At 66.2% G+C, this 13,898-nt stretch carries 11 protein-coding genes; 2 read left to right on the plus strand and 9 right to left on the minus strand.

The window, feature by feature from the left end:
* Window positions 1-9: 9 nt before the first annotated feature.
* On the plus strand, window positions 10-2,340 hold the full coding sequence (treY, locus tag ACLQ3I_RS00305; protein ID WP_425800674.1) for a malto-oligosyltrehalose synthase: 2,331 nt from the start codon (window positions 10-12) through the stop codon (window positions 2,338-2,340).
* Between the two features lie 21 nt (window positions 2,341-2,361).
* On the opposite strand, the gene ACLQ3I_RS00310 is transcribed toward treY, so the two are convergent.
* Genes ACLQ3I_RS00310 through ACLQ3I_RS00350 form a run of 9 tightly spaced genes read right to left on the minus strand, consistent with a single transcriptional unit; the run spans window position 2,362 to window position 11,797 of the window.
* A complete protein-coding gene (locus tag ACLQ3I_RS00310; RefSeq protein WP_425799817.1) occupies window positions 2,362-3,267 on the minus strand; it encodes a hypothetical protein in 906 nt (301 codons plus the stop codon).
* A 14-nt stretch (window positions 3,268-3,281) separates the two neighbouring features.
* The gene (locus ACLQ3I_RS00315) at window positions 3,282-4,466 is read right to left on the minus strand and encodes an MlaD family protein (RefSeq protein WP_425799818.1); all 1,185 of its coding nucleotides are present in this window, start codon (window positions 4,464-4,466) and stop codon (window positions 3,282-3,284) included.
* Window positions 4,463-5,614 carry an MlaD family protein gene (locus ACLQ3I_RS00320; RefSeq protein WP_425791993.1) on the minus strand — a complete coding sequence of 384 codons (1,152 nt, stop codon included), beginning with the start codon at window positions 5,612-5,614 and terminating at the stop codon, window positions 4,463-4,465. The genes ACLQ3I_RS00315 and ACLQ3I_RS00320 overlap by 4 nt, the downstream gene beginning before the upstream one ends.
* Window positions 5,611-6,726, minus strand: a complete 1,116-nt coding sequence (locus tag ACLQ3I_RS00325; RefSeq protein ID WP_425799819.1) for an MCE family protein — start codon at window positions 6,724-6,726, stop codon at window positions 5,611-5,613. The genes ACLQ3I_RS00320 and ACLQ3I_RS00325 overlap by 4 nt, the downstream gene beginning before the upstream one ends.
* Entirely contained in the window at window positions 6,720-7,709 is a 990-nt protein-coding gene (locus ACLQ3I_RS00330) for an MCE family protein (protein ID WP_425791989.1), read from the minus strand. The genes ACLQ3I_RS00325 and ACLQ3I_RS00330 overlap by 7 nt, the downstream gene beginning before the upstream one ends.
* A complete protein-coding gene (locus ACLQ3I_RS00335) occupies window positions 7,706-8,740 on the minus strand; it encodes an MlaD family protein (protein ID WP_425799820.1) in 1,035 nt (344 codons plus the stop codon). The genes ACLQ3I_RS00330 and ACLQ3I_RS00335 overlap by 4 nt, the downstream gene beginning before the upstream one ends.
* Complete coding sequence (locus ACLQ3I_RS00340; RefSeq protein ID WP_425791985.1) at window positions 8,737-10,062, minus strand: MlaD family protein; 1,326 nt, start codon at window positions 10,060-10,062, stop codon at window positions 8,737-8,739. The genes ACLQ3I_RS00335 and ACLQ3I_RS00340 overlap by 4 nt, the downstream gene beginning before the upstream one ends.
* Before the next feature lie 12 nt (window positions 10,063-10,074).
* Complete coding sequence (locus ACLQ3I_RS00345) at window positions 10,075-10,941, minus strand: MlaE family ABC transporter permease (RefSeq protein WP_425791983.1); 867 nt, start codon at window positions 10,939-10,941, stop codon at window positions 10,075-10,077.
* A 1-nt stretch (window position 10,942) separates the two neighbouring features.
* Window positions 10,943-11,797 carry an MlaE family ABC transporter permease gene (locus ACLQ3I_RS00350; RefSeq protein ID WP_425799821.1) on the minus strand — a complete coding sequence of 285 codons (855 nt, stop codon included), beginning with the start codon at window positions 11,795-11,797 and terminating at the stop codon, window positions 10,943-10,945.
* A gap of 372 nt (window positions 11,798-12,169) precedes the next feature.
* On the opposite strand from ACLQ3I_RS00350, the gene treZ reads away from it, so the two are divergent.
* The gene (gene treZ, locus ACLQ3I_RS00355; protein WP_425800676.1) at window positions 12,170-13,891 is read left to right on the plus strand and encodes a malto-oligosyltrehalose trehalohydrolase; all 1,722 of its coding nucleotides are present in this window, start codon (window positions 12,170-12,172) and stop codon (window positions 13,889-13,891) included.
* The last annotated feature ends 7 nt before the right edge of the window (window positions 13,892-13,898 follow it).

Here is a 13,898-nt window from a genome sequence, read left to right on the forward strand (position 1 = left end):
GAACGGCAGATGTCGTCCGCCGGCACCCACCGCATCGGCGGACGACAAGAACCGGTCGCCACCTACCGGATTCAGCTCACCCCTTACCACGGCTTCGCCGAGGTGGTCGACATCCTCCCCCAGATCGCCGATCTGGGCGTGAGCCATCTCTATCTGTCGCCCATCGGGCGCGCGGTCGAGGGGTCCACCCACGGATACGACTGGGTGCCGCCACCCGGGGTCTCGACCGAACTGGGCGGGATCGACGGGTTGCGGGCACTGCGTCGCGCCGCCACCGGCCACGGACTGGGAGTGATCGTCGACATCGTGCCGAACCACACCGGCGTGGCCGACCCGGTACAGAACCCGTGGTTCAACGACCTGCTGCGATACGGTTCGGGGTCGCGCTACGCGACGTGGTTCGACGTCGACTTCTCCACCGACAACGGCACCGACGGCAAGATCGCGCTCCCGGTGCTCGCCGCCGATGGCGACCTCTCGCCCCTTGCCGTCGACGACGGACATCTCCGCTACTACGACCATGTCTTCCCCACGGCTCCCGGCACCTCCGACGGCGCGCCGTCGGAGGTCCACGACCGTCAGCACTACCGGCTGGTCCCGTGGAACAGCGGATTGATCGGATACCGGCGGTTCTTCACCGTCAACGAACTCGCGGGACTGCGCCAAGAGGACCCAGAGGTCTATGCGGCCTCCCATCGATGGCTGTTCGACCTCGTCGACGAGGATCTCATCGACGGCGTCCGTGTGGACCATCCCGACGGGCTCTGGGATCCACAGGCCTATCTGCGGCGCCTGCGGGGCGACGTCGGCGATCGTCGGTTGATCTACATCGAGAAGATTCTCGCATCGGATGAGGAGCTGGAGCCCACCCTGCCGGTGGAGGGAACCACCGGCTACGAGCAGATGCGCGCGATCGACGCCGTCTTCACCGCACCGACCGGGATCATCGAGCTCGACGAGGTCCACGAGAACGTCACGGCCACGACCGGGGATTCGGCGTGGCTGCAAGCGACCGAACGAGAACGCAAACTGTTCACCGTCGGTCAGATGTTCCCGACCGAGCACCGACGGCTGGTCCGGGCGATCACCCACTCGGATCCGTCCGCCGACGTCGACGCGATAGCCGAGGCGACGGCCGAATTGATCGCCGAGATCGGTGTCTACCGCGCCGACTACCCGTCCCTGCGGCCCCGGCTCGTCGACACCGCAGCCCAGATTGCCCGTCGTGCACCAGCTCTCACGTCCGCACTCGAATTCGTCGTCCAATCCACCGCTAGCCCCGGGGCGGCCACGTCTCGGCTCGCCCAGACCTGCGGCGCGGTGACCGCCAAGAGTGTCGAAGACAGCCTGTTCTATCGCACGGCCCGACTCGTTTCCGCTCAGGAGGTCGGGGGCGACCCGGCCAACCCGGCGATGTCGCTGCGAGAGTTCCATACCCGCAATGCCCGGCGGGCACGTGACTGGCCGTGGGCGATGACCGCGACGTCGACGCACGACACCAAACGCGGCGAAGACGTGCGGGCCCGCATCGCCCTGCTCGCCCAGGTGCCGGAGCGGTGGTCTCTGCTGGTCCGCCGGATCTGGTCTGCCACGCCGCCACCGGACGACCTGACCGGATACTTTCTGCTCCAGAACATCTTCGGGGTCTGGCCCGTCTCCGGAGCCGTCGACGACACCCTGCGGACACGTCTGCGCGCCTACGCCCAGAAGGCGTCCCGTGAGGCCGGCCTCCACACCACCTGGACCGACGTCGACGAAGAGTTCGAGAGCGCTCTCAGCTCCTGGGTGGACGCCATCACCACCGGTGATGGCGCGGACGCGATCGGGACACTTGTCGGCGAGATCTCGACGAGTTGGCAGGCCGAGGCGATGGCACGCAAGGCGATCGCACTGCTGGGTCCAGGCGTCGGGGACATCTATCAGGGTACCCAGTGGTGGGACGACTCCCTCGTGGATCCCGACAACCGTCGGCCGGTGGACTACTCGCAGCCTGCGGACCATCCCAAGACCGCACTGATCCGCGTCGCCCTACGGGCACGTGCCGATCATCCGACCGCGTTCGGCGCGGGAGGTACCTACGCTCCGCTAGCGGCCGAGGGCCCGCGCGCGGATCACGTGATCGCCTTCGTCCGGGGAGCCGGCGAGGACCACCCGCGGGTCGTCGTGGTGACCGCGCGCTTCACCCACAGTATGTCCGCGTTCGACCGATCCGCGACCTCGGTGGTCCTGCCGCCGGGGGCGTGGACCGACGCCGTGACCGGCGAAACCCTGGACGGCGCCGCGGATCTCGCACAGTTGCTCGCATCCGGACCCGTCGCGATACTCACCCGCGCAGGGTGACCGCACCTCGAGCGGTGCTGATCACCCAGCTGGGGCAGGCGCCTGAGGGGCGGGCGCCTGGGGGGTGGCCGGAGCGGCCGGCTGACCGGACTGATTCTGTTCGCCCTGGGGCGCGCCGATACCGGCCTGAGCGCCGTCGAGCTTGGCGACCAGCCACTTGCCGTCCTCTTTGTGCAGGTCCAGCCAGATAAGCATCAGTTCCTTGCCGCCCGACGGCGCCAGTGTGCTGGTACCACTGACCTCCATCAGCACACTCGTCTTCGCGGAGTCGGTATCGAAACTGGTGACCGACACCGACTTCACGGTCGGGGTCGCCTTAACGTTCAGATCCTTGACGGCCTTGGTCCCGTCGGACTGCTGCTGCTCCAGATGTTGACGGAACTCACCGGTGGACAAGGGGCCGAGTAGCTCCTTCATGTTCCCGATGTTGTCGGTGTTCATCGTGCTGACCAACTTGACCGAGAACTCCTCCGACGCCGCCTTGCTGTCGTCGAAGGCGGCGAGTTCCTGCCGCTGGTGATAGTAGCCCCAGCCCAGCAGTACGACCCCGACGACCACGGCGATCACAACGACCGTGGCCAGGACCTTCACCAGCCCACGGGTCGTGAAGGTCAGCGAGATCTCGCGTCCGCCAGACGATTTCGGGCGTTCGGGATCGGCGGCCGCGTCGGCGGCCGTGGTCACCGAGGCCGTGGTCACCGAGGCCGCGGTGCCGGAGCGCCGGCCCGCGGTCCGAGCGGATTTCGTCTGTGGACGCGGCACCTTCGGTGCCGGCTCGTCGGCGCTGTCGGCCACCTTGCCATCGGCGTCGAGATCCGCGTCGTCCCGCGGCGTGGGGTCGGTGTGGGCGGCGTCCTCGGGACGGGGTGATCCGAACTCTGTCGAGTCATCATTCGGTCCGTCGGAGTTGTTGTCCTGCTTGGTCATTCCTTCTCTTCACATCACTTGTCGAGCGGCACTGTCCGCGCATTCGGGTCATAGCCGGGCGGCGGACCGGCGGTGTCGTCGCCCGGGGGTCGAGGTGCGCTCGCCGATCCGCGAACCTGTTGCCGCGGGTCTTCGGTCACACAGTACAGATTGGTGGGCACGGTCAGTTCCAAGATCTTCGTCGGTCGCACCGGGGTGACGGCGTAGTTGCAACTCGGACGAGGGAAGATCGAGCCGAACGCCCACCACGCGCCACCGTGGAACATCGAGAGGCTCTTGACCCCGGCGTCGCGGATCGACGGGAGTAGATTCGCGATCGCGGGTGCCCGCAGCGCACCCTGCCGCGCCACGTCCACGAATTGCTGGAGCACGTCGGACACCGGGTCCCGGATCTGGTTCAGGGAGCCGGTCAGACTCGTCAGTTGCGACGGCCCTCGATCGAGCAGGGTGCGGATCTCCTTGTCGGACGCCACCGCCGCGTTCACGATGGTGCTCAACGAGGAGACCGTGGTCCCCAGATCCGGCTGGATGTTCGCGGTGGTCTTCAGGATCGTGCCGGTGTCGGAGATCAGCTTCTTCGTCTGCGGCAGGACGAGTGCCAGATCCGCGAAGATGGTGCCGCCCGAGACGAACAGTGCGCGGAGGTCGTTGTCGTCGGAGCCGTCCGAGCCGAGTGCCACCTCGAGGTTGTCGACCGCCGACCGCAGCTTGACGGGATCGATCTGCTCCACGACGTTGAGGGACGCCTCCAGCGTCTCGGGGAACGGTGCCGTCACCCGGGTCTGGTTCACCTGGATGACGTCGCCGTCGGCGAAATACGGACCGTCGGCGGTGGCCGGTTCGAAGTCGACGTACTGTTCACCCGCCGCCGAGAGACCGAGCGCGGCGACGACCGCGTTGCGGTTGATCTTGACGTCGTCGCTGATCTTGACCGTCACGTCGACCTGTTTCGGCTGCACACGGATCGACTCCACCTCACCGACCCGGGCGCCACGCAGCATGACGCCGGAGGTGTCCTGGAGTCCACCGGAACTCGTGAAGTGCACGGTCATCTCATACGTGCCCTTGAACGGATCCCAGCGGAGCGTGCCGAACGACAGGTACGCCAGCCCGACGAGCATCACCAGGATCAGCCCGATGTTCCCGACGAGAACCGAGTGCCCGCGCACCCATGTGAACGGACCGGACACGACTCTCATCCGCAGCACCCCCGCGTTCCGGTGAGGCGCGCCAGCAGTCGGGTCAACGTCTGCTGCAACGCTCTCGAGCCCTCGTCCACGTCCTGCAACTCGGGCAGGCGACTCGCCGAGTCGAACCCTGCGCCGGGATTGAGGTAGTAGACCTTCGCCGACAGTGCCGCGGCACTACCGGGCGTCGACTTGACCCACTTGGGAGTCAGCGTGGCCAGATTGTCCGAGAGCGGACCGAGGACGCTCGCGGCGCCGCGCAGACCCTTCAGCGCGGTCGACAGGTGTCCGATGAGCTCGACGAGATTGTCCTGGTCGGAGTTCAGGAAGTCGTTGGTCGCCGCGGTCACCCGGTTGGTCTTGTCCAGGGTCGTCAGGATCTGACCGATCTGGCCGTTCACCGCGTTGACCGCGGGTGCGAGTTTGTTGATCGACGCCATGATCTGGGCTCGTCCGTCGGCGAGCTGACCGGTCAACACCTGCATGTTCCGCATCGACTCGTCGACCTCGGTGGAGTTCTTGTTGAACTTGGTGATCGCAGTGGTGAGGCCCTCGATCGAACCGGACAGCTCATCCGGATGCGCCGACACCGCGCTGCTCAACTCCGTCAGGATCCCCTGCAGTGAGCTCAGGGATCCGCTGTCGACCAGACCCGAGGTGCTCACGAGTAGATCCTCGACGGTCGCGGCGGCGGAAGTCGGCCCGTCGAGGTTGTCGCCGTCGCCGAGATACCCCGACGGCGCGCCCTTCGGGGGCAGGAGTGCGACGAACACGTCGCCGAGCGGAGTCGCCTGCCGCAGTTCGGCACCGGTACCGGTCGGCAGCTTGGACTCCTTGCTGACGTTCATGGTGACCACCGCCGAGTAGTCCTGCGCGACTATGTCGGTGACCTGCCCCACGTCGGTTCCGTAGAGCTTGACCTTCGCGCGCGTCGGCAGGTTGAGCGCATTGTCGAACTTCGCGGTCAAACGAATCGAGTCTCCGATGCCGCCGGGAGCGGGCAACGGGATCTGTTCGACGGTGAGGCCTGGTACCACGCCGCAGCCCGACATCGACACGACCGCGGCCACGAGCAGCATCATCAGGGCTCCCCGCGAGGCCCGTCGGCCGCGGCCATCGGCGCGCTGGACTCGGAAGGGTCCGATGCCATCTCGGGTCATTTCGTCAGCTCCAACATCGCCGAGAACACACCGAGGTCCGGCCCGAAATCCTTGAGCTGGCCAGTGCGGCATCCGTTCTTCTGGAGGTTGATGGCCTGGCAGAAGGTCGACAACGCCTCGGTGTCGATCAACGACTTGTCGAGCAGCACCTGTGCGCGCCAGGCCCCCTGCTCGGCCGAGACCGAGTTGCTGAGGTTCTGGAACAGTAATGGTCCCAGGTCGATCGTCTCCACCACCTGCCGAGAGAAGTCACTGAGGTTCTCGGCCAGCGCGGCGAGGCGGCCGGTCGACGACCCGATCGCTCCCGAATTGTTCCGCAGGAACGCGGTGGTGTTCTGCAACGCGACGTTCAGGTCGCCCAGCGTCGCCTGCAGACCCGGCGCCTGCGTGCGGAGCATCTGCGCGACGTCGTTGATGGAGTTGGAGAACGCGGTCATCTTCGGATAGTTGGACACCAGCGTGGAGGTCAGTCCCTGCACGGTCTTGATGATCTCCATCAGCGCACCACCGTTTCCGGATGCCACCTCCGAGGCCTTGCTGAGTTGGTTGAACGCCTCACGCATCCGTTCGCCGTTGCCACTGGTGATGCCGGAGGTGATGTCGACCAGGTCGGCGACCGGTCCCTCACCGGGCTGATCACCCGACAGCGACTTCACCAGCCCGTCGATCGAGTCGAACAGTTCGCCGGTCGAGACCGGGCTCTTCGTCTGCTGGATCACCGAGCCGTCGGCGAGCTTGTCACCCTCGGAGTAGGCCGGGGACAGCTCGATGTGCCGGGTTGTCACGATGGACGTGTTGACGATGGCCGCGGTCGCGTTGGCGGGCACCGGGACATCCTTGTCGACGGTGAAGGTCACCTTCACCCGGTTGCCCTGCTGCTGCACACCGGTCACCTGGCCGACCGGCATCCCGAGCACCGAGACGTCGTTGCTCGTATAGAGGCCGGCCACGTCATCGAAGTATGCGGTGACCTGAATGGCCGAGCCGAACGCCGCGGTCCACTTCGCCGGGATGAGCGAACAGCCGGACAGGCCCAGCACCACCAGGAGCGCCAGGGCGACCATCGACAACGGTCGGCGCAGGCCGGAGACTCCACGTGCGGAGATCAGCATCCGTCCACCACCCTTGCCAGACACAGCCAGTTGTCCGGGAAGATCCCCCAGGGAAGATAGCCATTCGCGTACGGACCGTCGCCGATGATGTTGTTGGTGAGTCGCGCGGTGACCGGGAGCACCTCGAGCAGCTTGCGCAGGTTGGCGCGATTCTTCTCCAGTCCCTGTGACATCGTGTTAAGGTTTGCCATGATCGGCGCGAACTGGTCGCCGTTCTCACGGGCCACTGCTCGCGCCTGCTCGGTGAGCTGGGCGATCCCGTCGAGCATCCTCGTCACCAAGGCCTCACGCGCGGTGATCTTCTCGGCGAGCTGACGACCCTGGCCCACGATGATCGACAACTGTGTCTGACTGTCGTCGACGATCCCCGTCACCGACTTCGTGTCGCTGACGAGTTGATTGATCTGATCCCGGCGGTTGGTTATCACCTTCGACATCGCCGTCAGCGAGTCGAGCGTCGGCTTGGTCACCGCAGGAGCACCGGCGAGCTGCCGGTTGAGGGTACGCAGGCTGTCGGCGAAGCTCTCGTCGTCGATCCCGGCGATGATCGGGGTGCCTTGTTCGATGGTCTTCTGCAGATCGTAGGGGACGCTCGTCTGCGCGATCCGCCCGTCGGCGGCCTGGGTGGGCGAATCCCCCAGCGACACATCGACATATCGCTGCCCGAGCAGCGTGGACATCTTGATCTCGGCAGAACCGTTCGATGTGACGTTCACGTCGCCATCGACCTTCATCGTGACGGTCACGTGGTTCCCGTCGAGTTCGGTCGAGCTCACCTCGCCCTTGTCGATGCCGGCCACCCGGACCTTGTCCCCGGGTCGGATACCACCCGCCTGGGCGAACTCACCGGTGTAGGTCTTCTTTCCGAGGTGCGCCTGCGCGAGACTGGTGACGCCCAGCACCAGCAGCACGATCACCACGGCACCGGCCAGCCCGTACCAGAAGCGCCGGTGGCCGTCGAAGTGTCTGCGCCACCTGTTCATCGACACACCTCCGAATGCTTGGTGCCACCGATCTTGTTGATGATGCCGGGCGGCAAGAGCACGTCTCCGATCGCGATGTCGAGGTCGCAGGCGTAGATGTTCAGGTAGTCGCCCTGACCGAGGACCAGCGGGAAGTGACCGAGGAAGATCGGCAGCTGGCCCGCCATCCGGTCGAGCTTGGCGCCGTTGGCGATGAGGGTGGAGGTAGCCGCTCGCGCGTCGGTCGCCGCGGCCGACAGCGAGCTGCGACTCTGGCCGAGCACGTCCGCGAATCCGCTTGCGGTCTGCCCGATCTGGGTCACCGACTTACCGAAGGCGGCCGAGTTGGCGTTGAGATTCTCGATCAGCCCCGAGATGCTGTCGATCACCGTGCCGACCTGGCCGCCCTGCTTGGCCAGGTCACGCATGACCGCGCTCAGGTTGTTGATGATCGACCCGATCACGACATCGCGATCGGCCATGTCCGAGGCGAGCTGCCCCACCTCGGCGACGGTGTAGCTCAGCGACACCTTGTTGCCCTGGAAGGCCTGGATCAGGCCCTCCGACAGTGCATTCACCTGTTCGGGTTTCAGGGTCTCGAACACCGGCTGGAATCCGGCGAGCAGTCGGGTCACGTCGAACGAGTCCTCGGACGGCTGTCGGAGAGATGACCCGGCCGTCAGCGGCGCGCTGTCGGCTCCCTTCACCAACGTGAGAGACAGGTACCGCTGACCGATGAGGTTCTGATAGCGGATCGCCGCCTGGGTGTTGGTGAACATGGGCTGATCGGTCTGGACGTCGAAGGTGACCCGGGCACGACCGTCGTCGAGGGAGATGTCGTGGACCCGGCCCACCCGCACGCCGGCCATCCGGACGTCGTCGCCGGTCGCGAGCCCGGAGGCATCGTTGAAATAGGTGGTGAAGGAGTTCGTGTTCCCCGGCAGCGACCGCTCCAGGGTGGACCAGATGATGTACGTCAGGAGCATCGCGACGATCGCGAACACCGTGAAGCCGATCAGTGGTTTGCGGATGCTGGACTGCCCGTGGCTCATCGACCGCCTCCCTGCTGTCCGTCCGGGTTCCCCGGCCTGATCGAGCTCGACTGGACCAGCGGCCCGAGCATCAACGTGTCCGCGGCACCCGGCTTGCGCTTGAGCGCCGTGCCGAGGGTCTTGTCGTCCGACGAGGTGGTCACCGATCCTGCGGCGGACGCGTTGCGGCGCATGCCGTCCGAAGGATAGATCATCAACGGACCGGAACTCGTCGGCCCAGTGCCGGTGCCCGGGCCCACACACCCCGGGGCGCGCGTCTGGCCGTAGGGGCCACCGTTGTAGACAGGGCAGTTCTGTCGTGTGTACCGCTGATACGCACCGAAGCTCACACCGATGTTGAGCTGCGCATGACCGTTGACACCGGTGAACACGGTCAGCGCCTTGGCCGCGAGATTGTTCAGCGCCGACAGCGACTGCGGCAACGCGTCCGGCTCCAGCACGGCGGCACCGACCATCGTGTTGAGATCACGCACCACCCGCTTGCCCCGATCACCGTTGGCCGCGAAGAGCGCCTGCGTCTCGTCCAGGACGCCCTCGCCGGCGGACAGGAGGGCGGTGAGATCCTGCTGTTTCTCGGCGATGGTCATCGCCGGGATCACACTGCGGCCCAAGGTGTCCAGCAACTGCGGCGTCGACTGGGAGAGTCCCTTGACGGCGTTGTTGAAGTTGTCGAAACCCGACGGCGCACCCGGCGGGAACTGGGCGTTGATGGTGCGCCAGTAGTTGTCCAGCAGCGGGACGAAGGCGCCGAACACCGCACCGCCGCCCTTCAGCGCATCCGAGATGGTCCCGAGGACCGAGGCGAGATCCTCCGGCGGTACGGCCTGCAGCAGGGTCCGCAGTTCGTTCTGCGCATCCTGCAACCGGATCGTCGGCAGGGTCTCGTCGGCCGGGATCGTGGCGTCCGAGGACAGACCCTGGCCGCTCGGCTGTCCGGGCGCGACCAGTTCGACGGAGTTGACGCCGAACAGGTTCGACGGCACCGTCCGTGCGGTGACGTTGCTGGGGATGCCCGTCGCCTGGTCGGGATCGATGTCGATGCCGACGTTCTTGTACTGGAGGTTGCCCGGCCCGACGTCGCCGCTGAGATCGATGGACTTCACCGCCCCGACGATCAGTCCGTTGTAACGGACATCGGCGTCGGTGAGCAACCCGTCGCCCACGTCGGTCAGTTTGGCGGTGACCGGGACCGTCGAGGTGAAAGTGCCCTGATACCGCAGGAAGAGCAGGACGAACAAGATGACGAGGGCGACGAGGAACGCGAGCCCGCGCAGTACGTACTGCAGCAGCGAGGGATTGCGGCCGTCGGTGGCGATGTCCATCGAATGCTCCCCCTAACCCGAGATCTTTATTCCGGGCGAGGTACCCCAGAACACGAGTGTCAGGACCAGGTTGGCGAAAACGATGACGATGATCGCCATGCGGATCGCGTGGCCGGCGGCCACCCCCACACCTTCAGGACCCCCGGAGGCGAAATAGCCGTAATAGCACTGGATGAACGTGGTCAGCAGGACGAAGACGACCACCTTGACGAACGAGGCGACCATGTCGGTGGAGACCAGGAACTGGTTGAAGTAGTAGGTATAGGTACCGGCGCCCTGGCCGCTCTGCAACTGGAACATGACCTGGCAGGCCAGGTAGTTCGCGGCCAGCGACACCGCATACAGCGGCACGATCGCCAGAACGGCCGCCGACATCCGGGTGGTGACGAGGTAGGGCAGCGGGCGGATGGCGATGGATTCGAGCGCGTCGATCTCCTCGCTGATCCGCATCGATCCGAGCTGCGCGGTGAATCGGCATCCCGACTGGGCGGTGAACGCGGTGGCCGCGAGCAGTGGCGCGATCTCACGGGTGGTGGCGAAGGCCGACAGGCCGCCGGTGACCGGAGACATGCCGAGCAGGTTGAGGGCGGTGTATCCCTCGATGCCCACGGTGGCCCCGCCCATGACGCCGAGGATCACCATCACGCCGACCGTGCCGCCGCCGACGACGATCGCACCATTGCCCCAGGCGACATCCGACAGCAGGCGCCAGACCTCTTTGCGGTAGTGGGTGAAGGCGATCGGGACCGCGCCGATCGACTTGACCAGGAAGGTGATGAGGTGGCCCATCGCGGCGAGCATTCCGCGTGGGCCCCGGTAGATCGCCTTGGCCGCCTCGAGCGGCCGGAGCGCGGGGGGCACATACCGTGATGCGGTCATCTCACACCACCTTCGCCGGAACGAGGATGGCGAACAGCTGGGTCAAGGCGACATTCACGGTGAACAACAGCAGCACGGAGTTGACCACCGCGGCGTTGACCGAGTTGGCCACACCAGCCGGACCGCCCTTGGTGGTCAGTCCGCGATCACAGGCGACCACCGCGACGATGGCACCGAAGATCACCGCCTTGATGATCGCGAAGGCGAGGTCGGAGGTGGATGCGAAGGACGCGAATGTGCCGGTGTAGCTACCGGGCGTACCGCCCTGGAAGTAGACGTTGAAGACGTATCCGGTGATGAACCCGACGAAGCAGACGAAGCCGCACAGCAGGAAGCTCACCACCATGGTGGCCAGCAGGCGCGGGGAGATCAGGCGCTGGATCGGGTTGACCCCCATCACCTTCATCGCGTCTATCTCGTCGCGGATGGTTCGTGAGCCGAGGTCGGCGGCGATGGCCGAGCCGACCGCGCCGGCCAGCAGCAGCGACGTCACCAGTGGCGCGCCCTGCCGGATCACCCCCAGGCCGGTCGCCGCGCCTGAGAACGAGGTCGCGCCGATCTGACCGGCGATGTTGGACACCTGGATCGAGACGATCACCCCGATCGGGATCGCGACCAGCAGCGTCGGAAACACCGAGGTACTCGACATGAACGCGCATTGGCGGATGAACTCACCGAACGGGAACCGGCGCTTGACGATGTCGACGATGAGGACCCTGAAGACCTCGACGAACATGCCCATCTGCCGACCGAAGGTGTCGAACGAGGCCATGACGTGGTCGCGGAACCACCGGCGCACTCCACCCGAGCCCGCACGTGTTGCCTCCCCGTTCGAGGTCACCGCGTCAGTACTCAATCCCCTACCCTCGCGTGTCGGCTGCCCCCGTCGCCGGGTTCAGTCAGATGTGTCGATCGAGCGGCCGACGCGGCCACCATCCCGCACACCATGTCGATGCGGGCCCCCTGGTGGGCCGACCCCCGCCGGTAAATATATCTGATATCTCCAATCCGTCTGTGTCACGGGTCACACTACCGACATCTGCGCCTGTCACAGCGGCGACATACCTTGTGTTTCGTGACCGATAAGTCGAAAGCTCCCGACACCATAACTGGGACGACCGACCAACGTGAGGACATATCGAGCTTTCCGGTCCCGGCGCGGCCTTTCGTCCCGCCGCCCACGGTGGTCGACATCCGGGTCTGGGCCCCGCGTGCACACAGCGTCGTGATGCTCGCCGACGCCGGCGATGGCCAGGTCGAGTTCCCGATGCGCCGAGACCCGGCGGCAGCGGGGCACGACGCGGCGCAGTGGTGGGTTCCGGCCGTCGAAGGCCCCACGGCCGATCTGGCGGAACTGCGGTATCGCTTTGTCGTCGACGGCGACGAGCCGGCCCCCGATCCGCGTTCGGTCCGACTGCCCGACGGCGTCCACGGCAGCTCGGCGCTGCATCGTCTCGACGAGTCGTCGTGGTCCGACGACGACTGGCCCGGCATCGACGTCCGCGGGTCCGTGCTCTACGAGCTGCACGTCGGAACCTTCACCGCCGAAGGCACATTCGATGCCGCGATCGGGCAGCTCGACCACCTGGTGAGCCTCGGGGTCGACGTCGTCGAGGTCATGCCGGTCAACGCGTTCAACGGGACCCACGGCTGGGGCTACGACGGTGTCGCGTGGTACGCGGTGCACGAACCCTACGGCGGCCCGGACGGCTTCGCCCGATTCGTCGACGCATGTCACCGGCGCGGTCTCGGCGTGGTGCTCGACGTCGTATACAACCATCTCGGGCCGTCGGGCAACCATCTCCCCCGGTTCGGCCCGTACCTCACCGAGGGAACCAACAGCTGGGGCTCCGCGCTGAACCTGTCGGAGCCGAATTCGGACGAGGTCCGTACCTACATCATCGCCAACGCGCTGCGCTGGCTGCGCGACTTCCACGTCGACGGGTTACGTCTCGACGCCGTCCACGCGCTGATCGATCACCGGGCTGTCCATCTGCTCGAGGAACTGGCCATCGCGACCGATGCGCTCGCCGTCGAACTCGGCCGGCCACTGACACTGATCGCGGAGAGCGACCTCAACGATCCGCGACTGATCTTGCCCCGCGAACTCGGCGGCTACGGACTCGGCGCGCAGTGGGACGACGACGTCCACCACGCGATCCACACCGCGGTGTCCGGTGAGCGGCAGGGTTACTACGCCGATTTCGGCAGCCTCGAGGCACTGTCGAAGGTGCTGCGGGGCGGGTTCTTCCACGACGGCACCTATTCCTCGTTCCGCCGACGCCATCATGGTCGTCCGATACCGACCGATCTGGTCGCCGCGGAGGCGCTGGTGGCCTACACGTGCAATCACGACCAGATCGGCAATCGGGCCGTCGGCGACCGGCCGTCGGCCTATCTCACCGGCGGCCGGCTCGCCATCAAGGCGGCACTCGTGTTGCTCTCGCCATTCACCCCGATGTTGTTCATGGGCGAGGAGTGGGCGGCCCGGACGCCGTTCGCATTCTTCACCTCACACCCCGAGCCGGAGCTCGGTCGAGCGACGGCGGACGGCAGGCGCGCGGAGTTCGCCGACCACGGCTGGGACACTGCGGAGATCCCGGATCCCCAGGACCCGGAGACGTTCCGGTCGTCGAAGCTCGACTGGTCCGAGCTGGACCGGCCGGCCCATCGTCGGATGTTCGACTTCTACCGCGAGCTGATCGGACTGCGCAAGCGCGAAGAGGATCTCCGTCACGGCGATTTCTCCTCGGTCACAACATCATTCGATGAAACAACGGGCTGGTTTGCGATGTTCCGCGGCGGATGGTGCGTGGTCTGCGTCCTGAATGGAACCGAGACGACCGTACCGGTCGACGTGACGCCCGAGCTCTGGTGGGAGGAACCCACGATCGCGGACGGAGTGCTGCGCAGCAGTGGGCACAACGTGGTGATCGGCCGGCTCCGGTGACCGGTCA

The organism is Gordonia sp. DT101, from assembly GCF_049844895.1.
Classification (GTDB): domain Bacteria; phylum Actinomycetota; class Actinomycetes; order Mycobacteriales; family Mycobacteriaceae; genus Gordonia.